23 protein-coding genes are annotated in these 24,210 nt (G+C 63.8%); 11 read left to right on the top strand and 12 right to left on the bottom strand.

The features are described 5' to 3' along the window. Positions 1-3 precede the first annotated feature (3 nt). Both BLP10_RS04910 and BLP10_RS04915 read left to right on the top strand, forming a co-directional pair. The gene (locus BLP10_RS04910) at positions 4-1,806 is read left to right on the top strand and encodes a glucan ABC transporter ATP-binding protein/ permease (RefSeq protein ID WP_091131017.1); all 1,803 of its coding nucleotides are present in this window, start codon (positions 4-6) and stop codon (positions 1,804-1,806) included. Between the two features lie 27 nt (positions 1,807-1,833). Beyond that, positions 1,834-2,706 (top strand): alpha/beta fold hydrolase, encoded by an 873-nt coding sequence (locus tag BLP10_RS04915; RefSeq protein ID WP_091131020.1) that lies wholly within the window; start codon positions 1,834-1,836, stop codon positions 2,704-2,706. Between the two features lie 6 nt (positions 2,707-2,712). Here the strand turns inward: BLP10_RS04915 and BLP10_RS04920 are convergent, their stop codons facing one another. From BLP10_RS04920 to BLP10_RS04930, 3 genes are read right to left on the bottom strand one after another with little or no spacing between them, the layout of a single operon-like run. Next, positions 2,713-4,014 (bottom strand): HlyC/CorC family transporter, encoded by a 1,302-nt coding sequence (locus BLP10_RS04920; RefSeq protein WP_091131023.1) that lies wholly within the window; start codon positions 4,012-4,014, stop codon positions 2,713-2,715. After that, positions 4,011-5,159 (bottom strand): 3-dehydroquinate synthase, encoded by a 1,149-nt coding sequence (gene aroB, locus BLP10_RS04925; RefSeq protein WP_091131027.1) that lies wholly within the window; start codon positions 5,157-5,159, stop codon positions 4,011-4,013. The genes BLP10_RS04920 and aroB overlap by 4 nt, the downstream gene beginning before the upstream one ends. Next, the gene (locus BLP10_RS04930) at positions 5,156-5,785 is read right to left on the bottom strand and encodes a shikimate kinase (RefSeq protein ID WP_091131031.1); all 630 of its coding nucleotides are present in this window, start codon (positions 5,783-5,785) and stop codon (positions 5,156-5,158) included. Before BLP10_RS04930 ends, aroB begins: the two co-directional genes overlap by 4 nt. Before the next feature lie 193 nt (positions 5,786-5,978). Here BLP10_RS04930 and BLP10_RS04935 point away from each other — a divergent pair, with 193 nt between their 5' ends. Both BLP10_RS04935 and xerD read left to right on the top strand, forming a co-directional pair. Next, positions 5,979-6,125, top strand: a complete 147-nt coding sequence (locus BLP10_RS04935) for a histidine kinase (RefSeq protein WP_091131036.1) — start codon at positions 5,979-5,981, stop codon at positions 6,123-6,125. Then, positions 6,125-7,054, top strand: a complete 930-nt coding sequence (gene xerD / locus BLP10_RS04940) for a site-specific tyrosine recombinase XerD (protein WP_091131039.1) — start codon at positions 6,125-6,127, stop codon at positions 7,052-7,054. Before BLP10_RS04935 ends, xerD begins: the two co-directional genes overlap by 1 nt. Positions 7,055-7,060: 6 nt before the next feature. Here the strand turns inward: xerD and metW are convergent, their stop codons facing one another. Next, positions 7,061-7,708, bottom strand: a complete 648-nt coding sequence (metW, locus tag BLP10_RS04945; protein WP_091131041.1) for a methionine biosynthesis protein MetW — start codon at positions 7,706-7,708, stop codon at positions 7,061-7,063. Then, on the bottom strand, positions 7,705-8,874 hold the full coding sequence (gene metX, locus BLP10_RS04950) for a homoserine O-acetyltransferase MetX (RefSeq protein WP_091131045.1): 1,170 nt from the start codon (positions 8,872-8,874) through the stop codon (positions 7,705-7,707). Before metX ends, metW begins: the two co-directional genes overlap by 4 nt. A gap of 885 nt (positions 8,875-9,759) precedes the next feature. Between metX and BLP10_RS04955 the strand changes: the two genes are divergently transcribed. The 3 genes from BLP10_RS04955 to BLP10_RS04965 all read left to right on the top strand — a co-directional run bounded on the left by BLP10_RS04955 (position 9,760) and on the right by BLP10_RS04965 (position 12,929). After that, complete coding sequence (locus BLP10_RS04955) at positions 9,760-10,614, top strand: chorismate mutase (RefSeq protein ID WP_091132066.1); 855 nt, start codon at positions 9,760-9,762, stop codon at positions 10,612-10,614. A 271-nt stretch (positions 10,615-10,885) separates the two neighbouring features. Continuing rightward, on the top strand, positions 10,886-11,989 hold the full coding sequence (gene hisC, locus BLP10_RS04960) for a histidinol-phosphate transaminase (RefSeq protein WP_091131048.1): 1,104 nt from the start codon (positions 10,886-10,888) through the stop codon (positions 11,987-11,989). Next, positions 11,982-12,929 carry a prephenate/arogenate dehydrogenase family protein gene (locus tag BLP10_RS04965; RefSeq protein ID WP_091131051.1) on the top strand — a complete coding sequence of 316 codons (948 nt, stop codon included), beginning with the start codon at positions 11,982-11,984 and terminating at the stop codon, positions 12,927-12,929. Before hisC ends, BLP10_RS04965 begins: the two co-directional genes overlap by 8 nt. Positions 12,930-13,105: 176 nt before the next feature. Here BLP10_RS04965 and BLP10_RS04970 read toward each other — a convergent pair whose 3' ends face one another. Continuing rightward, positions 13,106-14,155, bottom strand: coding sequence for a DUF2125 domain-containing protein (locus BLP10_RS04970; RefSeq protein ID WP_091131055.1), 1,050 nt, complete (start codon positions 14,153-14,155; stop codon positions 13,106-13,108). A 126-nt stretch (positions 14,156-14,281) separates the two neighbouring features. Here BLP10_RS04970 and BLP10_RS04975 point away from each other — a divergent pair, with 126 nt between their 5' ends. Then, on the top strand, positions 14,282-14,818 hold the full coding sequence (locus BLP10_RS04975) for a gamma-glutamylcyclotransferase (RefSeq protein ID WP_091131060.1): 537 nt from the start codon (positions 14,282-14,284) through the stop codon (positions 14,816-14,818). Here the strand turns inward: BLP10_RS04975 and BLP10_RS04980 are convergent. From BLP10_RS04980 to BLP10_RS05000, 5 genes are all read right to left on the bottom strand, one after another. Continuing rightward, the gene (locus BLP10_RS04980) at positions 14,806-15,243 is read right to left on the bottom strand and encodes a hypothetical protein (protein ID WP_091131063.1); all 438 of its coding nucleotides are present in this window, start codon (positions 15,241-15,243) and stop codon (positions 14,806-14,808) included. The genes BLP10_RS04975 and BLP10_RS04980 overlap by 13 nt on opposite strands. A 59-nt stretch (positions 15,244-15,302) precedes the next feature. Further along, positions 15,303-16,103, bottom strand: a complete 801-nt coding sequence (locus BLP10_RS04985) for a lysophospholipid acyltransferase family protein (RefSeq protein WP_244510400.1) — start codon at positions 16,101-16,103, stop codon at positions 15,303-15,305. Between the two features lie 401 nt (positions 16,104-16,504). Further along, positions 16,505-17,206, bottom strand: a complete 702-nt coding sequence (locus tag BLP10_RS04990) for a YdcF family protein (RefSeq protein ID WP_244510401.1) — start codon at positions 17,204-17,206, stop codon at positions 16,505-16,507. A 252-nt stretch (positions 17,207-17,458) separates the two neighbouring features. Then, positions 17,459-18,439 (bottom strand): cell division protein FtsX, encoded by a 981-nt coding sequence (locus BLP10_RS04995; protein WP_091131070.1) that lies wholly within the window; start codon positions 18,437-18,439, stop codon positions 17,459-17,461. A gap of 5 nt (positions 18,440-18,444) precedes the next feature. Beyond that, on the bottom strand, positions 18,445-19,068 hold the full coding sequence (locus tag BLP10_RS05000) for a cell division ATP-binding protein FtsE (RefSeq protein ID WP_244510421.1): 624 nt from the start codon (positions 19,066-19,068) through the stop codon (positions 18,445-18,447). Between the two features lie 361 nt (positions 19,069-19,429). On the opposite strand from BLP10_RS05000, the gene hpt reads away from it, so the two are divergent. Beyond that, positions 19,430-19,999: a hypoxanthine phosphoribosyltransferase gene (hpt, locus tag BLP10_RS05005; protein WP_091131077.1), complete on the top strand. Its 570-nt coding sequence runs from the start codon at positions 19,430-19,432 to the stop codon at positions 19,997-19,999. Between the two features lie 137 nt (positions 20,000-20,136). Here the strand turns inward: hpt and BLP10_RS05010 are convergent, their stop codons facing one another. Beyond that, on the bottom strand, positions 20,137-20,646 hold the full coding sequence (locus BLP10_RS05010; RefSeq protein WP_091131080.1) for a TspO/MBR family protein: 510 nt from the start codon (positions 20,644-20,646) through the stop codon (positions 20,137-20,139). Between the two features lie 68 nt (positions 20,647-20,714). Between BLP10_RS05010 and BLP10_RS05015 the strand changes: the two genes are divergently transcribed. Together BLP10_RS05015 and BLP10_RS05020 are read left to right on the top strand one after the other, a co-directional pair. Continuing rightward, the gene (locus BLP10_RS05015; RefSeq protein ID WP_091131083.1) at positions 20,715-21,869 is read left to right on the top strand and encodes a trans-sulfuration enzyme family protein; all 1,155 of its coding nucleotides are present in this window, start codon (positions 20,715-20,717) and stop codon (positions 21,867-21,869) included. Positions 21,870-21,950: 81 nt separating this feature from the next. Beyond that, positions 21,951-23,894 (top strand): bifunctional 2',3'-cyclic-nucleotide 2'-phosphodiesterase/3'-nucleotidase, encoded by a 1,944-nt coding sequence (locus BLP10_RS05020; protein WP_091131087.1) that lies wholly within the window; start codon positions 21,951-21,953, stop codon positions 23,892-23,894. Positions 23,895-24,210 lie beyond the last annotated feature (316 nt).

Genomic DNA, 24,210 nt, shown 5'->3' on the forward strand with positions numbered 1-24,210 from the left:
CCTATGCGGCTGATCAGGCTTTACATCCGCGTGCTGGGCCAGCTTGGGTCTGACCTGAGAGTGGGCGCTCTGCTCGCCCTGGCTAATGTCGCCCTGGCGATCTCGGCCTTCGCAGAACCGATCCTGTTCGGTCGTATCATCGACGTTCTTACGCGTGCCCAGATCCCGGGTTCGGCTCCAGTAACGTTCTCGGTGCTTACCCCCCTGATCGTGGCATGGGTGGCCTTCGGCCTTTTCTCGATCGGTGCAGGCGCTCTCGTGGCCCTCCATGCGGACCGGCTCGCTCATCGCCGGCGTCTTGCCGTTGTCGCCAATTATTTCGAGCACGTGCTCGAGCTTCCGCTCGCTTTTCACACGTCCACCCATTCGGGCCGGGTTCTGAAAGTCATGCTGGAAGGCTCGGGTAGCATGTCCTGGCTCTGGCTCGGGTTTTTCCGTGAGCACCTGTCGGCCATCATTTCTCTTGTCGTGCTGCTGCCGCTCACCGTTTTCTTGAACTGGCGGCTCGGAATTCTGCTTGTGGTTCTTGTTGGCGTCTTTGCGGTGCTGACAGCAATCGTGCTGCGTAAGACCGAGACCCTGCAAGGCTCGGTCGAGCGTTATCATTCCAGTCTTGCCGAACATGCTTCCGACGCGCTGGGCAACGTGCCCGTGATCCAGTCCTTCACGCGCATCGAGGCTGAAAGCCGTTCGCTCCGCACGATCATTCAGCAATTGCTGCAGGCGCAGAATCCGGTCCTGTCCTGGTGGGCTTTGGCTTCCGTCGCGTCGCGCGCGTCAGCCACCATCACGGTCACAGCGATCTTCCTGCTCGGGACCTGGCTGCATCTCAACGGCCTTGCCACCATCGGTCAGATCGTCACCTTCATGAGTATGGCGACGATGCTGATCGGGCGTCTGGAGCAGGCGGTCAGCTTCATCAACCAGCTCTTCATGCAGGCGCCGAAGCTGCAGGAGTTCTTCGAGATTCTCGATACGGCGCCTGCCGTTCACGACCGGCCGAACGCCAAATCGGTGGAACGCTTCGAGGGCGAGGTCGTGTTCGACAATGTGAGCTTCTCCTATGACGGCAAGCGCTCAGCCGTCCAGGATGTCTCCTTCTCAATTCAGCCCGGCGAGAATGTAGCTCTGGTCGGCGCAACGGGTTCGGGCAAGTCGACGACGCTTGGTCTCCTGCACCGTGCGTTCGATCCGCAATCCGGATGCATTCGGATCGACGGCGACGACATCCGGGATCTCACGCTGGCATCCTTGCGCCGCAACATCGGCGTCGTGTTTCAGGAGCCGATGCTGTTTGCCAGAACAATCCGCGAGAACCTGCAGGTTGGGCGCCCGGATGCCACAGACGCTGAAATGATCGAAGCCCTGCAGCGCGCACAGGCCATCGAGTTCATCTCCCGCCAGACGGAGGGCCTCGATACGGTTATTGGCGAACGGGGCCGCTCGTTGTCAGGCGGCGAGCGCCAGCGCCTGTCCATTGCGCGGGCCTTGCTGAAGAACCCGCCGATCCTCATCCTCGACGAGGCAACTAGCGCGCTTGATGCCGCCACCGAGAAGAAATTGCAGAAGGCCCTGGATGAAGTGATGAAAGGGCGCACGACCTTCGTCATCGCCCATCGCCTCGCCACGATCCGCAACGCCAATCGCATCCTCGTCTTCGACCAGGGGCGCGTGATCGAGACGGGTACTTTCGACGAGCTTGTTGCGAAAGGCGGCCGCTTTGCGGAACTGGCGCGCGCACAATTCATGGCGGCCGAGGAGCCTGCGGTGCAGGTCGTGCGGCCGAATGTTGTCGCGCAGGCTTGACCTATTCCTCGAATCTCTGCGAGCGGCATGAAACAAGCAACCGATCCTCGAGCGGCCGGCATCTTCCTCCAGAGCAACGGCATCACGCTGCATTGCATTGAGGCTGGGCCGAAAGATGGCCCACTCGTCATTCTGCTCCATGGCTTTCCAGAGTTTTGGTGGGGATGGCGCTATCAGATCGAACCGCTGGCGCAGGCCGGTTTTCGAGTCCTCGTGCCCGATCAGCGCGGCTACAATCTCAGTGACAAGCCCGAAGGCCGCAGGGCCTACCAGCTCGATTTACTGGCACAGGATGTGATTGGGTTGATGGATGCGCTTGGATGCAGCATATGCTCCCTCGTGGGACACGATTGGGGTGGCATTGCCGCCTGGTGGACCGCCACGCGACATCCCGATCGAATCGATCGGTTGGTGGCGATCAATGCGCCGCATCCCGATGTTGCCGGCAGTTACATGCGCCGTCATCCCAGCCAGATGCTGAAAAGCTCGTATGTCGGCTTCTTCCAGCTTCCCTTCATTCCCGAAGCCATGCTTTCAGCCGACAGCTACAAGGCCCTCAGACGCTCTCTTCTGCGCACGAGCCGCAAGGACACCTTTTCGTCGGCCGATCTGGCTGAGTATGAAAAGGCTTGGACCCGGCCGGGTGCGCTCACAGCCATGTTGAACTGGTACCGCGCCTTGCCGTTCAAGCCATCGCAGTCCGTGGAAGCCAAGCTCGCGATGCCGGTGCTTGCGATCTGGGGTATGCGCGATCCATTTCTGGAGTTCGGGCTTTGCGAGAAGAGCTTGGCCTTATGCACGAAACCGCAGGTTTCTAGGTTCGAGAAGGCAACTCATTGGGTTCATCTGGAAGACCCCGATGCCGTCAGCCGGAGGCTTGTCGATTTCCTGAAAGCCTGAATGGAATCAGCTGTCCCTGGCCCGCGCAGGCTGAAGCGGGGTGATCCTCAGCGCCGTGATGCGGTTACGCGATTTGCGTAGAACCTGGAAGCGGCATCCATGGAAGGTGAAGATCTGGCCGGTATCGGGAATCGTCTGAGCTTCGTGAATGACGAGGCCCGCGATGGTGGTGGCCTCCTCGTCCGGCAAGTTCCAGTCCATGGCGCGATTGAGGTCGCGGACCGGAACTGAGCCATCCACATTCACGGAGCCATTCGGCTGCGGTCGCACGCCCTGCACGGAGAGATCATGCTCGTCCTTGATGTCGCCGACGATCTCCTCGAGAATGTCCTCGAGCGTCACGAGGCCCATGACCTCGCCATACTCATCCACCACCAGGGCGAAGTGCGTTTTCTTGGCAAGGAATGCCTTGAGCTGGTCGCGCAGCGAGGTGGTGTCCGGCACGAACCAGCTCTCCAGCGCAATCGCCTCCACCTTCAGCTTGCTCGCATCGCCTCCGACAGCATCGAGCGCGCGCAGCAGGTCCTTGGCGTGAAGAACGCCGACGATATTCTCCTGGCTCTCACGCCAGAGCGGCATGCGCGTATAGGGCGAGGAAAGCACTTCGCGCACGATCTCTTCCGACGAGAGATCGGCATTGATGGTGCGCATCTTCGTGCGGTGAACCATGACCTCCGAGACGCTGAGATCCTCGAGATCGAGGAGGCCGCCCAGCATGTCGCGCTGCACCTTCGCGACGCCGCCTTCCTTGTGCAGCAGGTCGACTTGGCCGCGAATTTCTTCCGACGCGGAAAGGATTGGCGTGTTCTCACCGATCCTGATGCCGAACGGGCGCAGCATCAGGCGCACCAAGCGCTCGACGGCGATGGCCAAAGGGCCGAGGATCGCCACGACCCAGGACATGGGTCGCGAGAGAAAAAGCGAGACGCTGTCAGGCGATAAGATGGCGATGGTCTTGGGTGTAACCTCGGCGAATACGATCACCAGCACCGACATGATCGCGGTGGCATAAAGTGCGCCGCCATCGCCGAAGATGGCGACAAGGACACTGGTCGCAAAGGCCGACACGCCGATATTGACGATATTGTTGCCGATCAGAACAGTGCCGATGAACCGCTCGCGCATCTCGAGGAGACGGTTCACCAAGCGGGCTCGCTTGTCGCCTCCCTTTTCCAGCATGAGCATGCGGGAGCGGGAGGCACCCGTGAAGGCCGTTTCACCTGCCGAGAAAAAGGCCGACAGCAGAAGGCAGAAGATGACGACCAGGGCGGCAACCCAGAGATCGCCGGAAGAGGATTCCTCGATCATGACGATGATGCGTTGATTTCACTCATCAGGAATGTGCGGACTTTCCCTGCTTCGATGCCGGGGGCGATGAAGCTCTGACCGATACCCTTGGCCAGGATGAATGTGAGCGATCCACCCTTCACCTTCTTGTCCTGGGCCATCGCGTCCAGAAGTTCGTCCACCGTGCCGCACCCACCCGGTACATGGGACAGGCGCGTGGGAAGTCCAACGCTCGTCAGATGCGCCTCGATGCGCTCCGCGTCGGAGATCGGGCAGAGGCCCAGAGCGGCCGAGAAGCGGAACGCAAGGTTGAGGCCGATAGCGACGCCTTCTCCATGAACGAGGCGCGCGGAATCGTAAGCCGTGATCTTTTCCAGCGCATGACCGAAAGTATGGCCGAGATTGAGCAGGGCACGATCGCCGGTCTCGTGCTCGTCGCGCACCACCACGGCGGCCTTGGCGCGGCAGCTCTGCGCAACGGCTTCATCGCGCTCCATGCCGCCTTCGAAGATGCCCCTCCAGTTCCTTTCGCACCAGGCGAAGAAGCGCGCGTCGTCGATCAGGCCGTATTTCACCACCTCCGCATAGCCGGCGCGCATCTCGCGGAGCGGCAGCGTGTCGAGGAGGGCTGTATCGGCCAGAACGAGGCTCGGCTGATGGAAGGCGCCGACGAGATTCTTGCCGTGACGGGAGTTGATGCCGGTCTTGCCGCCGACGGATGAATCCACTTGCGCGAGCAGGGTGGTCGGCACCTGCACGAAGCGGACGCCGCGACGCACCACAGCGGCGGCAAAGCCTGCAAGATCGCCGATCACGCCGCCACCCAATGCGATCACGAGGTCGCCGCGCTCGATTTTCGCTTCCAGCACCGCGTCGCACACCCGCTCCAGGCTGGCATAGGATTTCGTCGCCTCGCCAGGAGCAAGGGTGATGACGGATGTGCGCAAGCCGTGGGTCTGCAAGGCATCGGAGAAAGCCTGCGCGTAGAGCGGACCGACATGCTCGTCCGTCACGATAGCGGCGGCGCGGGCGCCAAGCGCTGCGATGCGGGAGCCTACCGTGCCGATCAGGCCACGCCCGACCAGAATGTCATAGGCCCGCTCGCCGAGAGGGACCGGAACCGTCAGCGCGGATGCGGTGCTGGCCTGAGCCGATGCGCTGCTCATTCGGCGCTCCCCTGCTTTTCCTTGTCGAACCAGCCGCCGAGAGCCTTGATGATATCGGCCACCACACGGTCGTGCGGTGCCTCATGCGAATCGATGGTGAGATCCGCCAGAGCATAGACCGGGTAACGGAGTTCCATGAGCCGGCGCATAGTGCCTTCCGGGTCGGGGTTGCGCAGGAGGGGGCGGGTGTCGCGCTTGCGCACGCGCCGCATGAGCACGTCGAGATCGGCCTTCAGCCAGACCGAGATGCCGCTTTCGGCGATGTTCGCGCGGGTATCCTCGTTCATGAAAGCCCCGCCGCCGGTGGCCAGCACCATGGGGCCTTCCTGGAGCAGGCGGGCGATGACCCGGCGCTCGCCGTCGCGGAAATGCTCCTCGCCATGAATGGAGAAGATATCGGGGATCGTCATGCCGGCGGCCGCCTCGATCTCGTGATCGGCGTCGCGGAAAGGCAGCTTGAGCGTCTGGGCCAGTCTCCGGCCCACCGTGCTTTTTCCGGCGCCCATGAGCCCGACGAGCACGATCGACCGTGCGCCGAGCTGGCGGCTGATCGGGTGGCCGCGCCGGCGACTCTCAGTCTGCCCGCCAGCTTCATCGAGCGGATTGAAGCGGCTGATATTGTTCATGAGACTGTCCTAGAGCATCGGACCGGAAAGTGGAATGCACTTTTGGGATCAATCCGAAGTCCGCTTAAGGCAGCGGATCGTGCGGCCCCGATGATCGGAGGGCAGAGAGCTGAGTGGAGCGTGCCTTAACGTAAGGACTTGCCTTTGCGGCTCATGCATGGTTCTAGCGAGGTAACGCTTAGAAGAGGGTCCCTTGCCCACGTTATTCCGGTTTCTCCTCGTCGTTGCCATTCTCGCGGGCTTAGGGTTCGCCGCCATGTTCGCGCTGGCGACCTTCGTCCACCCCGATCCACGCGAGATTACGGTACCGGTCCCGACCCAGCGGGCCCCTTCCACCTGATGAGCGGCGCGCGTCAGGCCAGCCTTTTCCTGGACATGCTTGCCGCCGAGCGCGGCGCCTCCAAGAATACGCTGGATGCCTACCGGCGCGATCTTGAGGATTATCTGAGCTTTCTCAACGAGCAGAGGGCGCAGCCTGACAGCGCTTCCGCCGCCACCATTCGCGGATTCATGGCGAGCCTCGAGGAGCGCGGCCTGAAGGCCACCTCCGCCGCCCGCAGACTTTCCGCTGTGCGGCAGTTTCACAAATTTTTGTATGTGGAAGGCTATGCTCCCGCCGACCCTACGGCTGCGGTTTCCGCTCCGAAGCGGGGCAGGGTGCTGCCTAAGGTTCTCTCCGTCGATCAGGTGGACCGTCTGCTGCAGGTGGCCCATGAGGGGGTTGTTCATCCCGAGGCTTCGCAGCCTGAGCGGCTCAAGGCGGCCCGCATGGCCTGCCTGCTCGAGCTTCTCTACGCCACGGGCCTGCGCGTCTCGGAACTTGTCTCGCTTCCGCGCAGCGCCGCCAAAACCCGCGACCGCTTCCTCGTTGTTCGCGGCAAGGGTGCCAAGGAGCGTCTCGTGCCCCTGACAGAAGCGGCGCGGGATGCGGCCCGCGCCTATCTCGCCTTGCTGGAAGAGCAGGGAAAGGCGACCGGCCCCTGGCTGTTCCCGGCGGACAGCGAGACCGGCTATCTGACACGCCAGGCTTTCGCGCGCGATCTGAAAACGGTGGCGGCCGGAGCGGGTCTGCGCGCCGACAAGATCAGCCCCCACGTGCTGCGCCACGCCTTCGCGAGCCATCTGCTCCAGAATGGTGCCGATCTGCGTGTCGTGCAGGAATTGCTCGGCCATTCCGACATCTCGACGACGCAGATTTATACGCATGTTCTGGACGAGCGTCTCAAGAGCATGGTGCGCGACCTGCATCCGTTGGCGTCGGGGGAGTAGGGCGGCTTACTTCCGCTTGAGCAGAAACACGCCCTGGTCGCCGAGAAGGTTCCAGACCCACCAGGGCAGGCTCACCTGCATGGGCTTTCCGCCCGCGTTGAGGGCGACGGCCTTTTCCATCTGCGCGCCGACCTCGCGGCACAGCTCCACGAAATCGCGGATAGTGCAGAAATGGATGTTGGGCGTGTCGTACCAGGAATAGGGCAGGTTTTCCGTTACCGGCATGCGGCCCTTGAGAGCCAGGTCGACGCGCACGCGCCAATGGCCGAAATTCGGAAACGACACGATGGCGCGGCGGCCGATGCGCAGGAGATGCTCGAGCACCACGCGTGGCTGGCGGGTTGCCTGGATCGTCTGCGAGAGGATCACGTAATCGAAGGTATCGTCCGGATAATCGGCAAGATCCGTGTCGGCGTCGCCCTGGATCACCGGCAGGCCTTTCGAGAGGCAGGCGTTCACGCCCTCGCGGGAAATCTCGATGCCGCGTCCGTCAACGTTTTTTCGATCGCGCAGGAGCGAGAGCAGAGCGCCATCGCCGCAGCCGACGTCGAGCACCCGCGAGCCCGGCTCCACCATGTCGGCGACGAGCAGGAAGTCGAGGCGGTGGCCGGTGGCGAGATCCGTTGCCGGCAGAGCGAGACTCGATGTGGTCATGCGATGCCCCGCACCCGGGCCGCCGCGTCGATGAAGCCGCGCGCCGCCGCAAACATCTCAGGCTCCTCGAGCAGGAAGGCGTCGTGACCCTTATCGCTCTCCACCTCCACGAAGCCGACCGACGCCGCGGCAGCATTGAGCGCATGCACGATGGCGCGGGAGTCGGAGGTGGGGAACAGCCAGTCGGAGGTGAACGAGATCACGCAGAAGCGCGTGGTCGAGCCCTTGAAGGCTTTTGCGAGCGAGCCGCCATGCTCCGCTGCGAGATCGAAATAATCCATCGCCCGCGTTACGTAGAGGTAGGAATTGGCGTCGAACCGCTCGACGAATGAGATGCCCTGATAACGCAGATAGCTCTCGATCTGGAAATCCGCGTCGAAGGAGAATGTCGGGGCGGCGCGGTCCTGGAAATTGCGGCCGAACTTCCGGTGCAGGGCCATCTCGGACAGGTAGGTGATGTGCGCGCCCATGCGCGCCACCGCGAGACCTTTCGAGGGCCGCGTGCCCTCGAGCAGATAGCGTCCGCCGCGCCAGTCGGGGTCGGCCATCACGGCCTGGCGGCCGACTTCGTGGAAGGCGATGTTCTGAGCCGAATGACGCGCGGCGGTGGCGATGGGGAGAGCCGCGAACACGCGATGCGAATAGCTCGCTGCCCATTGCAGCACCTGCATGCCGCCCATGGATCCGCCGATCACGCAGAACAGGGTCTCGATGCCAAGCCTGTCGATGAGGGCCGCTTGCGCGCGCACCATGTCGCGGATGGTGACCACCGGGAAATCGAGCGCGTAGGGCTGGCCGGTCGCGGGATCCGTCGAGGCCGGGCCCGTCGTGCCCATGCAGCCGCCGATCACGTTGGCGCAGATCACGAAGAAGCGGTTGGTGTCCACCGGTCTGCCGGGACCGACCATGGTCAGCCACCAGCCGGGCTTGCCGGTGACGGGGTTGTCGTTCGCCACATGCTGGTCGCCGGTGAGCGCATGGCAGATCAGCACGGCGTTGGAGCGCTCTGCGTTGAGCGTGCCGTAGGTCTGGTACGCGATCTGCCAGGGGGCGAGCGCGATTCCGGAATCCATCATCAACGGCTCGTCCGCGCCAAAGCGCATGACCAGGCTCGACGGATCGTCGGCTTGGCTTCGCGCTTCCAGGGAGAGGGGTGATGCTGTCATGGATGAGGCGGCTGTGTTCGATTTTCCGAACAAGCCGTAATTCGTACAGGTCCAGCCGTCAACGCGCATAAGGCCCCATAAGGATTTGTCGCGGGGGCAAGCTGGGTCTCAAAGAGCAAGCGGGAATGGCCTCGCGAGCGTTTGCTCCGAGGGTGATGGGACGAGGGAGGGCGCGAGGAGGCGTCCGGCTCGTGTATCTAGTGTGTGAAGAACCCGACGGCTCCTCGCGCACGGTTTGTTTAGGCGGACATCGCATCTTGCAGCAATGGGCCTCCCGTCACAGGATTGCGAGGCCTGCACAGGACCGTTCCGGCTCCCATCATTCACGACGCCTCGCGAGCGCGCCCCTCCTGGAGCCGGATGCCCACAGCTATAGCCGAGGTTAGGACCAAAGTCAAGAACAAAGTAAGAACATAACATCCGCTGCCGTGCTTGGGTGGGGCGCGGGTTCCCTCCCCCTTGCGGGGAGGGGGAGGGGTGGGGGTCGATCGACCGGGTGAGACCTCAAACCAGTGAGACACGGGAAGACCTCTCCCGGGTGGGAGCGCAGCTCCGGGTGAGGGACTGCCTAATCCGGATGGCGGTCCCTCACCCCTGCCCCTCTCCCACCCGGGAGAGGGGATGTGCTGTAGGGCCGTCATGTTCACTGGAGCAGCCGCAGCGCTCTGACTGTCCGACCCCACCCCTAACCCCTCCCCGCAAGGGGGAGGGAAGTGCGCGTTGCAATCGTCCTGCGGGTTGAGCCTCTCCCGCGCAACCCCGGTCTTCCCCTGGTCCAACCGCTCGGCCGCGATGAGGCCGGGGCGCCTTTCCGCTTCCTTCAGCGGGGATGACAAGCGGCTTCAAACGGGCCAAAGAAAAGCGCAACGTTTCAGGATCGAAGCCATGACCGCCGAAAAGCCCGTCCCGTCGAAGCCCGTTCCATCTCTTGCCGAACTGCGCCAGGAGATCGACCGTATCGACGAGGCCATGCACCGGCTGCTCATGGAGCGCGGCACCATCATCGACCGGCTGATCGAGTCCAAGAAGGCGTCCGAGACGGGCATCAGCTCCGCCTTCCGTCCCGGCCGCGAGGCCTCGATGATGAAGGCGCTGGCCGAGCGCCATCAGGGCCTGCTCCCCCTCGATACGGTGGAGAGCATCTGGCGGGTGATCATCGGCACCTTCACCTATGTGCAGTCGAATTACTCGGTCCATGCGGATGTGTCGGGGGGCGATGCGCCCATGCGCGACTCGGCCCGGTTTCATTTCGGCTTCACCGTTCCCTGCATCAACCAACCGAGCGCGGCGGCGGTGATCGAGGCGGTGGCGAATTCCAAGGGCGACCTCGGTATCTTCCGCCTCGACCAGGGCGCGACCAGCGGCGCCTGGTGGCGCACCCTCGCCGAGAAGGACCGTCCCAAGGTCATCGCGCGGCTTCCCTTCATCGAGCGGCCGGACCATCCGGCGGGAACCCCGGTCTTCGTGATCTCCAAGCCCCTGACAGACAATGCGGTGCGCGACGTTGTGCTCTACGCGGCCCAGTTCGAGCGCTGGCATAAGGGCGCGAACGAGGCGCTGACGCGGCTCGGCGGCGAGGTGGTGGCGAGCGCCGCCGACGCCAACGGCCTGTCCGAACTCATTGCCGTGCCCGGCATCGTGGAGGCCTCCCGCCTGCAGCAGGAGCTGACGGAAGCAGGCGCGAGCCTCGCCCAGCTCGTGGAAGTCGGAAGCCATGCCGAACGTTTCCACGTGAAATAACCATCGAGCTGCGGTAGAGCCTTCTTCGGGTCAGTGAATGACGTTCGATGATTGGGCGCGATTTGCCCTCCCCCTTGAGGGGAGGGATTGAGGGTGGGGGTCGTAAAGTCAAAGCGTCGCGTTTCGTGATGAACTCACGACGCTTTTACAACTCAATCTCTCACCCAGCCGTACACCCCCACCCTTGCCCCTCCCCTCAAGGGGGAGGGAAGAGAGCGGTGAACTGAAGCGCTAACCCTGTTCGCAATCGATTGCCTAGGAAGTTTTGAAAATGTCCGTTCGTCCCGAACCCCGTCCCGGCGTCATGCAGATCGACGCCTATGTGCCCGGCAAGAGCAAGGCCGCTGCGGGCGTGAAGGTTCATAAGCTCTCCTCGAACGAGACGCCTCTGGGGCCTTCTCCGAAGGCGATCGAGGCGTTCAATTCGTTCGATCATCTGGAGCTTTATCCGGACGGCTCGGCCATGAAGCTGCGCGAGGCCATCGGCGCGAAATACGGGCTCGATCCCAACCGCATCGTCTGCGGCGCAGGCTCCGACGAGCTGCTCTCGCTCGTCACCTATGCCTATATGGGCCCAGGCGACGAGGGCCTCTACAGCGAACACGGCTTTCTCGTTTACCGCATCGCGATCCTAGCCGCGGGCGGCACGCCCGTGGTCGCGCCGGAGAAGGATTACCGCACCGATGTGGATGCGATCCTGAGCCGCGTGACGGACAAGACGAAGATCGTCTTTCTCGCCAATCCCAACAATCCCACCGGCACCTACATTCCCTTCGACGAGGTGAAGCGCCTGCATGCGGGCCTGCCGCCGCATGTGCTGCTGGTGCTCGACGCCGCCTATGCGGAATACGTGCGCCGCAACGATTACGAGTCCGGCCTCGAACTCGTCGCCACGTCCGAGAACGTGGTGATGATGCGCACCTTCTCGAAGATCTACGGCCTTGCCAACCTGCGCATCGGCTGGATGGTCGCGCCCGCGCATATCGCCGACGCGGTGAACCGCATTCGCGGCCCGTTCAACATGAACGGGCCGGCCCTGGCCGCTGGCGTCGCTGCCGTGCAGGACGAGGCCCATGTGGTGAAAGCCGTCGAGCACAACGCGCAATGGCTCGAATGGCTCACCGGGGAGATCGAGGCGCTCGGATTGAAGGTCACGCCGAGCGTTGCGAATTTCCTGATGATCAACTTTCCCGCGGAAGCCGGAAAGACCGCCAAGGAGGCGGATGAATTCCTCTCGGGCCGCGGTCTCATCCTGCGCCGGATCGATGCCTATGGTTTGCCGAATGCCCTTCGCCTGACGGTGGGCAGCGAGGAAGCGAACCGCCTCGTGGTGGAGGCTTTGCGCGATTTCATGAAGGGCGGCAACAATGCCTGAGCGTCTCGGACCTCCTCTCGACATGCCGCTGTTCGATCGCGTCGCGCTGATTGGCCTCGGCCTGATCGGCTCGTCGATCGCGCGCGCGGTGAAGCACCTGAACCTCGCCGGCACTCTCGTGGCCGTCGACCGCAGCGAAGAGGTGGTAACGCGCGTGCGCGAACTCGCCATCGCCGACGAGGCGACGACCGATTTCGTGGCAGGCGTGAGGGATGCCGATCTCGTCATCCTCTGCGTGCCGGTCGGCGTCTGCGGCACCGTGGCGGAGGCCATGAAGCCGGGACTGAAGCCTGGGAGCATCGTGTCCGATGTGGGCTCGGTGAAGGCGTCCGTTATCGCGCAGGTGCAGCCGCATCTGCCGGACGGCGTGCATTTCGTGCCGGCGCATCCGGTGGCGGGCACCGAGCATTCCGGCCCCGATGCGGGCTTCGCGACCCTCTTCCACAATCGCTGGTGCATTCTCACCCCGCCGGAAGGCGAGGATGAAGAGGCCGTCGAGCGGGTGCGCGCCTTCTGGACGGCCATGGGCTCGAACGTGGAGATCATGGCGGCGCAGCACCACGACCTCGTTCTGGCGATCACGAGCCACGTGCCGCACCTTATCGCCTACAACATCGTGGGCACGGCGGCGGATCTGGAGACCGTCACGCAGGGCGAGGTGATCAAATTCTCCGCCGGCGGTTTCCGCGATTTCACGCGCATCGCCGCGTCCGATCCCACCATGTGGCGCGACATCTTCCTGCACAACAAGGAAGCGGTGCTCGAAATGCTGGGCCGCCTCAACGAGGACATCGCGCTGCTTGCGCGCGCCATCCGCTGGGGCGAGGGCGACAAGCTGTTCGATCTCTTCACCCGCACCCGCGCCATCCGCCGCGGCATCATCTCGTCGGGACAGGAAACGGCGGAGCCCGATTTCGGGCGCCGCAAGGACCAGGCATAAGCGCCGCGCCTTATCCAGAGAGTCCGACGGCTCTACCGCGTCATAGCCGGGCCCGGCTCGGCCATCCCGGCGTCTTTCCCTCGGGATGAGAGCGGTGTTTCAAGGCTGGGATCACCGGCACAAGGCCGGTGATGACGCAGCAGATGTCGTCTTGAGGGATATGTTTCGAGCCACCCTCAATAAAGCGGCTGCAATCTCACGTTCGGGATCACGAACGGTCCCATCGCGAGATAGCCGTTGTTGAGCGTCAGCTGCGGCAATTGCGCAAGCTGCGGCTTTCCATTGCTGCCGCCCTGTGCGCGCGGGTTCTGCCCCAGCAGCGCGCCCAGCAGGGCGCCGCCCGCGCGATTGCCCGTGATGTTGCCGATGAGGCCGTCGAGACCCGCTGCCGCAACGGTGAGCTGGCCTGCGGGGCGATGCTCCTCGTCGAGATTCAGCTTGCCCTTCGCTTCGATGCGGCGGGGCCCTTTCGCAGCGGCCAACGTCAGGACGTCGAGCGTGCCGCCCGCGCTGCGCCAGCGCTCCAGCTCCTGTGCGATCGGGCGGCCCTGGAAGCCTGTGGCCTGCGTGACGGTGACGTCCGCGTTCAGGTCCGTGAGTTCCGAGCCGCCGATGAGGGCGTCGAGCAGCGGAACGGTCGCCTGCCGGATCGACAGGGCCGCGTCATAGGCCTTCTCCGATGCGCGGGAGGGATTGGGGCGCAGATGCAGTTCGAGATACTGGCACGAGGTCGCGATGTCCTGCGGCGCGAGGCCTGTCACGGTGAACTTGGGGGAGGTGGCCGCAACCGACAATCGCTGCAATCCGCTCCGTGAGGCATGGATGCTCGCCTGCAGCAGATCCCATTGGCCCTGCACGTTCGCCTTGCCGTCGGTCACGCGCATGGGGCCTGCGACCTCCACGATCACGAGCCGCGGCTGATAGACCTGCGCGATGGCTTCCGTGCGTCCGAAGGAGGCGGTCACCGCACCCTGCTTCAGCTCCAGCGTGTTGCAGACGATCTCGATGCGGAACGGATAACCCGCGATGGTGCGATCCGCGCAAGCCCATTGACGACCTCTTTGAGCCTCCGACGCGATCCAGGCATCCAGCGCCTCGGCTGCGCGGTTGCGGATGAAGAACCACGCCACGCTCCAGGCGATCGCGACGAGAAGCAGCAGGACGAAAGGCGTATAGAGCCAGAAGCGGCTATAGCGGACGTTTTCCGTGCGGATGGCCTCGGCCATGCAAGATCTCCTGTTGTGCTGCTGCTTCGTAGCTGGTAGCGCGCATGAGGAAAAGTGCTCTCCACTTTTCCCTTAAAGCGGCGCGCTCCTTAAACGGCAAAGCAGGCAAGGTTCGGGCATGAGGCGATGACGGACGGATCGGACGACCTGTGGGTTTTCGGCTACGGCTCGCTCATGTGGAGACCGGGCTTTCCTTTTGTCGAACGCCGTCATGCCCAGCTTTACGGTTATCGCCGCGCGCTCTGCGTGCTCTCCTATGTTCATCGCGGCACGCCGGAAAATCCGGGGCTGGTGCTCGGCCTCGACCGGGGCGGGCGCTGCCACGGCGTCGCTTTCCGCGTCGCGAAGGATGAAGTGCAGGCGACCGTTCACTACCTGCGCGAGCGCGAGCAGGTGACGAGCGTCTATCTCGAGCGGCACCTGCCCCTGCGGCTCGACGATGGCCGCGCCATCACGGCCCTGGGCTATGTGGCCGACCGCAAGCACGGGCAATATGCCGGAAATCTGGAATTCGAAGAGGTGCTGGCCCTGGTGCGGCAGGGCCGGGGCATCTCGGGGGCGAACCCTGATTACGTGCGCTCGACCCACGAGCACCTGCTCGGCATGGGCGTGGTCGATCCGCTGATGCAGCGGATCGTCGAGGCTCTCGATCAGGACGCCTGATCCGCGTTCTCGCGCAAATCGGCCAGGATCTCGCGGCGGCGCGCTTCCGTGTCGGCGAGGCGGTGGATGTGCAGTTCGGAGGCGCCGCGCTCCCGTACCTTTTCGAGCCAGCGCGTGCGGGTTTCCTCGCTGGGCTCGGCTCCCGCAAGAACCGAATCAACCACATGGCCGACGCCGCTCGTGTCGCGGCTCACGGCCAGGATCACCGCATCGGTGACATCCAGCAGTTCGTTCAGATCGAGGGGATGGACGCCGACGATGTAGCGCCGGCCCGACAGCCCGCGCCAGGAGCTCAAGGTAGCGGGAGAGGAGCGAAGCCCCGCCGTTGCCCTCAACCTTTCCTCACGCACGCCAGCCCTCCGCATTCGGTCGTTGCGGAGGTCCCGCATGGCCGTGTTCCAGGATATGGTACGTTTGTTCGCCATATGTTCTTATATGTAGGTGTGGCGAAGCGTCCCGTCAAGGTCGATAAAGCTTAGCAGTATCAGATATTTGTGCTGGAAGTGGCAGGTGTTCCGACCGAATCGCCGAGACCCAGCTCCCGACGGCCCTCAGCCAGCAGCCTGTTCGAGGATTCCTCGATCCGGTCCTGTACGAGCCTGAAGAACTCCTCCCGCTTCAGTCCGGGAGCGATCGGTTCGAGAATCTCCAGACGGATCGTGCCGGGGCGGCGGATGAACTGGCGGCGGGGCCAGTAGAGGCCTGAGTTCAAGCCCACCGGGACGCAGGGAAAGCCGAGGTTCTGGTAGAGATGCGCCACGCCGTATTTGTAGGCGGCCGGAGCCCCCGGCGGACGGCGCGTGCCCTCCGGGAAGATGATGATCTGGCGTCCGTGCTGCGCCTCTTCCCTGGCGCGCGCGGTCATCTGCATGAGAGCCGCCGATCCGGCCTTGCGGTTCACCGGCACGCAGCCTGCCTTCCAGAGATACCAGCCGAAGAAGGGAAGCCACATCAGCTCCCGCTTCAGGATGAAGGTCGGGTCGTCGAAGACCGTCATCAGGGCGAAGGTTTCCCACAGGGATTGGTGCTTGGCCGCCACCAGGGCGCCGCCGGACGGGATCTTCTCGACCCCGTGGATCTCGGTTCTGGTCCCGGCGATGACGCGCTGCAGCCACAGGGAAGAGCGCGCCCAGACCTGGACCATCCTGATGAAGGTCTTGCGCGGCACCAGCATGCCCGGGATCAGCAGGATCAGCCACAGGACGAGATAAGCGTAGAAGACGACGTTGAAGAGCAGGGAGCGAACGAACAGCATGGCTTCGTGAAAAAGGAAAAAGCGGAGCATCGGGCTCCGCGGGAACCGCACCTTACCGCATCATGCGGAAAAGTGGACCCGGTTTTCCGCGCCGACGGTGCAGGACGGGTCGGAGCCTTCAAGGAGGTACGTGTGCCGGATGGGTGTGTTCCCTCCCCGTTGCGGGGAGGGGCAGGGGTGGGGGTCGATTGACCGGGTGAGACCTCAAACCAGTGAGACGCTGGAAGTCCTTTCCCGATTGGGAGAGGTCGGAGCGCAGCTGCGGGTGAGGGACTGCCTGATCCGGAAAGGGCATTCCCTCACCCCTGCCCCTCTCCCACCCGGGAGAGGGGGATGTGCTGTCGGGCTGTCTGGATGCTTGCTGCGCCCCGACTCTGCGACCTCAACCCTCGGCTCCTCCCATCAAGAGGGAGAAGCGGACGCGAGCCGTCTTAATGCACGGATGTGTGGGCGCTGGCCTGCTGGCTCGGAGCGCCGCGGCTGATGAGATAGGCCATGGAGGAATCCTCCGGGTCGTCCTCGAACCGGGTACGGACCCAGACGGCCAGGAATTTCAGGTATTCCGTGGCCAGCACCTTGGCGGTTGCCGAATTGTGCCACCAATCGTGCGGGTCGATGGTCGCGGCCACCGGATAGGGGATCTTCTGCCGGTTCGGGAGGGCGTGGTCGAGCTCCACCAGCATGCGGGGCATATGGTAGTTCGACGTCACGACGATGATGGTGTCGAAACCGTTCGTTTCAGCCCAGCGGCGCGTCTCGATGGCGTTGCCGATGGTGTTGCGGGCCCGGTAGTCGAGATCCACGCAGCAATCGAAGAGCTGGCGCTGGCCGGGATTGAGGCGCGAGATCTGGTCCCGGTTGGTCTTCTCGTTCACGCCCGAAATCAGGAGCCGCTTGGCATAGCCCTTGGCCAGAAGATCGATGGCGTCGCCGATGCGCTGCGCGCCGCCGGTCATGGCCACGATGCCGTCGGCCCGGGTCTCGGGGGGCTGCTCGAAACGGTCGAGGGTGTAGACGAAGGCAAGGAAACCTAGAAAGAAGGCCAGGCAGCCGGCGATCAGGCTCCATGCGCCGATGCGGAAGATACGGCGAATCGGGGAGCGTTTCGCGGAATCCGTCGAGGCATCGGACATCGTCCAGCCCCAGCCTAAGGCTTCAGCGGGTTCCATGGCGCTCGGCGTCATCCAACTCTGCGTCTGCGAACTCATCCTGGAGGATGATACAGGAGAATGCGGCAATGGAGAGGCAACCCTCTTTATCCACGGGAAGCGACGGAACATCGAGAGGTCGATTCCGATCTTCCGCGTAAAGCGATGCGCTGCTTCATGAAACGGGCATCAGGCGAAACCCGGGAGCGGCTTTCACTCTCGAGCGACAATGGATGATCAGCCATTATCGTTAAGAAAACGTCTCACCGTCAGCCTTGACACGATTCCCGTGATCAGCGCGACGAGCAGCGCGATCAGGATCACGACCAGATACCCTGTCCAGCTCATGCTGAAGGCCCCGAACAGGGCCTCGATCTGGTCGCCCGCCGGGCTGGCGCGCCACGAACGGGTGACGAGGCCGAGAACGATGGTGAGCACCAAAGCCGAGCCCGCACCGATCACGCTGCCGCGAAGGCCGAGCCTGAAGAAGCGGCGCTGGAATTCCCTCGCGATGAAATCGTCGTTGGCACCCACGAAGTGAAGCACTTCCACCACTTCCTTGTTGCCCGCCATGGCCCCGCGCGTCGCGAAGATCACCGCAAGGCCCGCGGCGACAAGCACGAGGGCGACCAGGAAAACCCCGGTGCCAATGATGGTGTTCGCCATGGTCGACAGGCGCGAGACCCAGAGGGCGTGATCGTCCAGGGTCGCCCCCGGCACCTCGTTCTGGAGGCTTTGCCTCAAAGGTCCGAAATCGGGCCTCACATCCTCCTGCAGCTTGATGACGATGAGGCGCGGAACCGGCAGGTCCTTGAAGTCGAGGCCGGTGCCGAGCCAGGGCTCGAGAAGGCGCTCGGATTCTTCCTTCGTGAAAGGCTGGGCTGCTTCCACCCCCGGCGTCCGGCGTGCGAGCGCCACGGCGCGGGCGACGTCGTCTTCCATAGAGCGCTGGGGATTGGGGCGGATCTGGATTGTCACCTCGCGGGCGATCTCGGAACGCCATTGGGCGGAGCTGGCGGCCACCAGCTCCGCGCCCCCCGCGCAGAGAGCGGCCAGGAAGGTGAGGATCGCGATGACGGCGGCAAGCGCCTGGCCGCCCGCCGAATCCACGGGCACCAGGGGCGCGTTGCGGCTCAGGGAAGCGGGCAGGGAGCGTTTCTCGCCGCCCTGCGGCTTGTTCGACGCGGCCTTCCTGAGACGGGGCTGGGGCGCGTTCATCCGGCTCACTCGTCGATATGCAGCCGGCCGTCGCCGAGCACGAGGCGGCGCACATTGAGCTGTTCCATGAGGCTGAAATCGTGGGTGGCGATCACCACCGAGGTTCCGAGCCGGTTGAGCTCGATGAAGAGGCGCAGCAGGCGGCGGGCGAGGGAGGGGTCCACGTTGCCGGTGGGCTCGTCGGCGAGCAGCAGGTCGGGCCGCACGATGAGCGCGCGGGCAATCGCGGCGCGCTGCTTCTCACCGCCGGAAAGCACGGGCGGCAGCATGTGCATGCGGTCGCCCAAGCCCACCCAGCGCAGAAGCTCGACGACCTCGGCGCGGTAGCTCGACTCGTCCTTGCCCTGGACGCGCAGGGGAAGCGCCACGTTCTCGTAGGTGGTGAGATGGTCGAGCAGGCGGAAATCCTGAAAGACCACGCCCATGCGGCGGCGAAGGCCGGTCAGCTCGTCCTTGGAGATCCTGGAGACATCCTCGCCGAAAAGCGAGATCAGTCCCCGCGTCGGCTTCACCGAGAGCAGGATGAGGCGAAGCAGCGTGGTTTTTCCCGCGCCCGAGGGACCGGTGAGGAACTGGAAGGAGTTCGGCTCGATGGAGAAGGTCAGGTCGCGCAGGACCTCGGGCCCCATGCCATAACGCACGCCCACATTCTCGAAATGCACCGATGGGGCGGCGCCCTCATCGAATTCCTCGTCGTAATAGGCTCTCACGCGCGCCTGAACCCTCCTGAAGACGCAAGACGAAGTGGCGGACAAAGAGGTCGGCCACGGGCGATTCGTCCCGTTATCGCCCCAGTATGGTTAGCAAGCCATAAACTTGCGGGACGCGGACGGAAAGCGAGGCGGTCGTGGAACATTGCCGCAGGATCGGCTGCAATTCCTCAATTTGCCGGGAGAATCGTGAAGTCCGTTTGACTTCCGCGCTCCGCCATGGTCGTGAAGGGGGAAGCCTTCAGGCTTTTTCGACAAAAATTTTCTGGACCGACTGACGATGAAAGCTGCCCACCGTATCCGGGTTCTCTTCGACGAAGACGCCATCGCCAAGCGCAACGAGGCGCTGGCGCAGGAAATCGCGAGCGCGAAGCCCGAAAACCTGCTTGTCGTCGCCGTTCTCAAGGGCAGCTTCATGTTCGCGGCGGACCTGATCCGCGCCCTGCACCGGACGGGCCTCGAGCCGCAGGTGGAGTTCGTGCATCTCTCCAGCTATCTCGACGGCACGGTCTCCTCCGGCAACGTGACCATCCTGCGCGACGTGGAAAGCGACGTGCGCGGCCGTGACGTGCTGCTCGTGGACGACATTCTCGAATCCGGCCGCACGGTCACCTTCGCCAAGGACCTGCTGATGGCTCGCGGCGCGAAGACCGTGAAGACCGCGGTCCTGCTGGAAAAGCCCGGCAAGCGCGCCGTGTCGATCGATCCGGATTACGTGGGCTTCACCTGCCCCGACGTGTTCGTGATCGGCTACGGCATGGATGTCGCCCATTCCTACCGCCAGCTTCCGTTCGTCGGCGTGCTCGACCGCCACGACACGAACCCGGACCTGTTCGACAAGCCGGAATAAGGGCTCTCCTCCAGAGCACTGTCCTCATCCTGAGGAGGCGCGAAAGCGCCGTCTCTAAGGATGTTTCAGTGCGCTCTGGAGACGCTCGCCCTTCGAGACGCTTCGCTCCTTAGGGCGAGGCTGTGTGGTGATGTGGACTACCCGTTCAATTGCCAGATCGCGCCATTGAGCAGCGTCGCGAAGCAGACCCAGGCGAGGTACGGAACGAAGAGCAACGCCGCGACCCGGTCGAGTTTCCAGAAGGCTGCGATCGTAGACAGGATTGCGACGATCAGGGCCGCGATGACGACTAGGCCCAGGAGAGGGCTCTGCGCGCCGAAGAAGGCGAAGGACCAAGCTGAGTTCAGCGCGAGCTGCACGAAGAAGATCACGATGGCCCCCGTGCGCCCGGGCGTGCTTCTCGGCAGCGACAGGATGCGCCAGAGGGCATAGGCCATCATGGCGTAGAGCATGGTCCAGACCGGGGCGAAAAGCCAGTTCGGCGGACTGAAGCCAGGCTTGGCGAGCCCCGCATACCAGGTCGGGATGTTCGGCTGGGTCACAAGGCTTCCCGCCACCGCAACGGCCACCACCGGCAGAACCGCGATCAGGAAGCGGGGGAGAGGCGGCGTTGCATGGCTGCCCGGCACGGTTTGGTCTGTATGCATCCTCGAAATCCCTTTAAAGCAGTGCTCATCTTCAGACTACGCAACAGTCACGCTTCCCGGAGGTTCCCATGTCGTCGTCGCATTCCCCTTGGTCCAAGCGCAGCCTGACCGCTCAGGCCATGGGCCATGTGGACCCGATCACGAAAGCGGTGGTGCCGCCGATTCATGTGGCGACAACCTACATCCGCGACGAGGACAACGCCTATTCCTCCGGCTACGTCTATGGCCGCCCCGACAACGCCACCATCCGCGAGGCGGAAGAAGTGCTGGCGATGCTCGAAGAGGCGCAAGCCGGCGCGTTGCTCTTCTCCTCCGGCATGGCGGCGGCAACCGCCGTGTTCCAGGCCCTGAACCCCGGCGATCACATCGTCGCTTCCAAGGTCATGTACTGGGCATTGCGGAGCTGGCTGATGACGGAGGCCGTTCGCTGGGGGCTGGCGGTCGATTTCGTGGAGACGGACGATCTCGATGCTCTTCGCGCCGCCATCGTGCCGGGCCGCACCAAGCTCGTATGGGTCGAGACGCCCTCCAATCCGCTCTGGACCGTCACGGACATTGCCGCCGTCGCCGAGATCGCTCATGCGGCGGGCGCGCGGCTGGCGGTCGATTCCACCACCGCCTCCCCGGTGCATACGCGCCCGCTCTCCCTCGGCGCCGATATCGTCATGCATGCGGCCACCAAGGTGCTGAACGGTCACTCGGACGTGGTGGCGGGCGCGCTTGCCGGCGCGAAGGCCGACGAGTTCTGGGCGAAGGTCGCCTCCATCCGCAAGATGCAGGGCGCGATCCTCGGCCCCTTCGAGGCCTATCTCCTGATGCGCGGCATGCGCACGCTCCATGTGCGCACGGCGGCGCAGGCGAAGTCCGCCCTCGATCTCGCGGAGCGGTTCTCCGCGCACCCGAAGGTGGCGCGCGTTCTCTATCCCGGCCTGCCGCAGCATCCGGGCCACGATATCGCGGCCCGGCAGATGGAAGGCGGCTTCGGCTACATGCTGTCGATCCAGGTGACGGACGGGGAGGCGGCCGCCATTCGGACGGCCGCCAAGGTGCGCCTGTGGAAAAGGGCGACGTCGCTCGGCGGGGTTGAAAGCCTCATCGAGCACCGCGCCTCCATCGAAGGCCCTGGAACGCCTTGCCCGCCGGACCTGCTGCGCCTGTCCACCGGGATCGAGGACGTGGAGGACCTGTTCCGCGATCTCGACGAGGCCCTGCGGGCGTCGTGAGCGGGCTCTCTTGATCCTGTCATAAAAGTTGTGCTTCCTTCTGTTCTAAGAAACAACGTTCCATTCAGAGGGAAGCCGTCCATGACATCGTCGATCACCCGCCGCCGCGTTCTTCAAACCGGCGTCGCCGCCGCCGCTCTCGCGGGCATGCCGCAATTCGCCTGGGCCGCCGGTCCGGTGGTGAAGCTCCGCATCATGGAGACCACCGACCTCCACGTGAACATCTTCCCTTACGATTATTATCGCGACGCGGCGGATGACACGGTGGGCCTTGCACGCACGGCGACCCTCGTGAAGGGCGCGCGCTCCGAGGCCAAGAACAGCCTTCTCTTCGACAACGGCGACATGATCCAGGGTTCGCCGCTCGGCGACTTCATCGCCTATCGCCGCGGCATGAAGGCGGGCGACGTTCATCCCATGGTCGCCGCCATGAACGAGCTCAACTACGATTGCGGCACGCTCGGCAACCACGAGTTCAATTACGGCCTCGAATTCCTGCAGAACTCGCTCGGCGCCGCGAAATTCCCGATGGTCTGCGCCAACGTCGTGAAGGCGAACGGCGAATTGCTGCAGAAGCCCTGGATCGTGCTCGACCGCGAATTCACGGACGAGTCCGGCGCGAAGCAGAAGATCAAGGTCGGCGTGATCGGCTTCGTGCCGCCGCAGATCGTGCAGTGGGACAAGGCCCATCTCGACGGCAAGGCCACGACCGTGGACATCGTCGACGCGGCCAACAAGCATGTGCCTGAGCTGAAGAAGGCCGGCGCCGACATCGTCGTGGCGCTCTGCCATTCCGGCATCGCGGGCGGCGAGCGCAAAGGCGGCGAGGAGAACGCGGCTCTGCATCTCGCGAAGGTCGACGGCATCGACGTGATCCTCACCGGCCACCAGCACTTCGTTTTCCCGGGCGGCAAGGAATTCAACAACATTCCGGGCGTGGACGTGAAGGCGGGCACGCTGCACGGCAAGCCTGCCGTCATGGCCGGTTTCTGGGGCAGCCATCTCGGTCTCGTCGATCTCGAGCTGACCAAGGACGGCGATGCCTGGAAGGTCGCGAATTTCCGCACGGAAGCGCGCCCGATCTACGACCGCGTCGACCGCAAGGTGGTCGCGAAAGTGGATTCCGACACGGCGGTGATGGCCGCCGCGCAGGCCGGTCATGACGCGACGCTCAAATATGTGCGCGAGCCCGTTGGCACCACGGCGGTGCCGATCCATTCCTACTTCTCGCTCGTGGCTGACGACGCTTCCGTGAAGCTCGTGGCCGAGGCGCAGGCCTGGTACGTGGCCGACCAGCTGAAGGCCTCCGCCTTCAAGGACCTGCCGATCCTGTCCGCGGCGGCGCCCTTCAAGGCCGGCGGACGCGGCGGCCCGAACTACTTCACCGACATCAAGCCCGGTCCGCTCGCCATCAAGGACATGGCGGATATCTATATCTATCCGAACACGATCCGCGTGGTGAAGGTGACGGGCGCGCAGGTGCGCGAATGGCTGGAGCGCTCCGCAGGCATCTACAACCAGATCGATGCGGCCAAGGGCGGCGAGCAGGAGCTCGTCAATCCCAAGTTCCCGGCCTACAATTTCGACGTGATCGCGGGCGTGCAGTACAAGATCGACCCGACGCAAGCCTCCCGCTACGACGACAACGGCAAGGTCGTGAATGCCGATGCGCACCGCATCAAGGAGCTGACCTATAACGGCAAGCCCGTGACGGACGATCAGCAGTTCCTCGTGGTGACGAACAATTACCGCGCGGGCGGCGGCGGCAACTTCCCCGGCAATGACGGCAGCACCATCGTGTTCGAGGCGCCCGATCTCACCCGCGATGCGATCATGCGCTATATCCTCGAGAAGAAGGAAGTGGCGCCGAAGGCCGACGGCTCCTGGTCGCTTGCGGTGCCCGCCGGCGTCACCATGACCTTCACGACGGGCCCGAATGCCGCCGCCTATCAGCCGGCCGGCATCAAGGTCGAGAAGATGGGCGATGCGCCCGATGGTTTCGTGAAATACCGCATCGTCGGCTGACCTCGCAGAGACGACGTTCTGGAGCGGCCGGGCTTTTGCCCGGCCGTTTTCGTTCGAGGCCGATGCGTCCTTATGTCCATCGAGAACGCGACCAGCAGAACTCTCTTGTTCCTCAAGGCTTTTGCGTATCCGCTCGAGCCGGTGCGGACCTCTGATGATTATTTGGGCACCGCGCAGGCTAAACCCTTGTTCATCTCTTTGTTAGACACTCGCCTGCGAACCTCGTTACATCTTTTTATTCGTTTCAAGATTTTATTCTTTGTCGCTCCATGTCTTTGCAACTTTGGAAAATTGCAGGCTTTTCGCTTTGCGTTCT

The organism is Microvirga guangxiensis, from assembly GCF_900102135.1.
Lineage (GTDB): Bacteria > Pseudomonadota > Alphaproteobacteria > Rhizobiales > Beijerinckiaceae > Microvirga > Microvirga guangxiensis.

Excerpts from the sequence above, each read along its gene's own strand:
- BLP10_RS04910 (WP_091131017.1), top strand. The coding sequence starts at position 4 with ATGCGGCTGATCAGGCTTTACATCCGCGTGCTGGGCCAGCTTGGGTCT.
- BLP10_RS04915 (WP_091131020.1), top strand. The coding sequence starts at position 1,834 with ATGAAACAAGCAACCGATCCTCGAGCGGCCGGCATCTTCCTCCAGAGC.
- BLP10_RS04920 (WP_091131023.1), bottom strand. The coding sequence starts at position 4,014 with ATGATCGAGGAATCCTCTTCCGGCGATCTCTGGGTTGCCGCCCTGGTC.
- aroB (WP_091131027.1), bottom strand. The coding sequence starts at position 5,159 with ATGAGCAGCGCATCGGCTCAGGCCAGCACCGCATCCGCGCTGACGGTT.
- BLP10_RS04930 (WP_091131031.1), bottom strand. The coding sequence starts at position 5,785 with ATGAACAATATCAGCCGCTTCAATCCGCTCGATGAAGCTGGCGGGCAG.
- xerD (WP_091131039.1), top strand. The coding sequence starts at position 6,125 with ATGAGCGGCGCGCGTCAGGCCAGCCTTTTCCTGGACATGCTTGCCGCC.
- metW (WP_091131041.1), bottom strand. The coding sequence starts at position 7,708 with ATGACCACATCGAGTCTCGCTCTGCCGGCAACGGATCTCGCCACCGGC.
- metX (WP_091131045.1), bottom strand. The coding sequence starts at position 8,874 with ATGACAGCATCACCCCTCTCCCTGGAAGCGCGAAGCCAAGCCGACGAT.
- BLP10_RS04955 (WP_091132066.1), top strand. The coding sequence starts at position 9,760 with ATGACCGCCGAAAAGCCCGTCCCGTCGAAGCCCGTTCCATCTCTTGCC.
- hisC (WP_091131048.1), top strand. The coding sequence starts at position 10,886 with ATGTCCGTTCGTCCCGAACCCCGTCCCGGCGTCATGCAGATCGACGCC.
- BLP10_RS04965 (WP_091131051.1), top strand. The coding sequence starts at position 11,982 with ATGCCTGAGCGTCTCGGACCTCCTCTCGACATGCCGCTGTTCGATCGC.
- BLP10_RS04970 (WP_091131055.1), bottom strand. The coding sequence starts at position 14,155 with ATGGCCGAGGCCATCCGCACGGAAAACGTCCGCTATAGCCGCTTCTGG.
- BLP10_RS04975 (WP_091131060.1), top strand. The coding sequence starts at position 14,282 with ATGACGGACGGATCGGACGACCTGTGGGTTTTCGGCTACGGCTCGCTC.
- BLP10_RS04980 (WP_091131063.1), bottom strand. The coding sequence starts at position 15,243 with ATGGCGAACAAACGTACCATATCCTGGAACACGGCCATGCGGGACCTC.
- BLP10_RS04985 (WP_244510400.1), bottom strand. The coding sequence starts at position 16,103 with ATGCTCCGCTTTTTCCTTTTTCACGAAGCCATGCTGTTCGTTCGCTCC.
- BLP10_RS04990 (WP_244510401.1), bottom strand. The coding sequence starts at position 17,206 with ATGTCCGATGCCTCGACGGATTCCGCGAAACGCTCCCCGATTCGCCGT.
- BLP10_RS04995 (WP_091131070.1), bottom strand. The coding sequence starts at position 18,439 with ATGAACGCGCCCCAGCCCCGTCTCAGGAAGGCCGCGTCGAACAAGCCG.
- BLP10_RS05000 (WP_244510421.1), bottom strand. The coding sequence starts at position 19,068 with ATGGGGCCCGAGGTCCTGCGCGACCTGACCTTCTCCATCGAGCCGAAC.
- hpt (WP_091131077.1), top strand. The coding sequence starts at position 19,430 with ATGAAAGCTGCCCACCGTATCCGGGTTCTCTTCGACGAAGACGCCATC.
- BLP10_RS05010 (WP_091131080.1), bottom strand. The coding sequence starts at position 20,646 with ATGCATACAGACCAAACCGTGCCGGGCAGCCATGCAACGCCGCCTCTC.
- BLP10_RS05015 (WP_091131083.1), top strand. The coding sequence starts at position 20,715 with ATGTCGTCGTCGCATTCCCCTTGGTCCAAGCGCAGCCTGACCGCTCAG.
- BLP10_RS05020 (WP_091131087.1), top strand. The coding sequence starts at position 21,951 with ATGACATCGTCGATCACCCGCCGCCGCGTTCTTCAAACCGGCGTCGCC.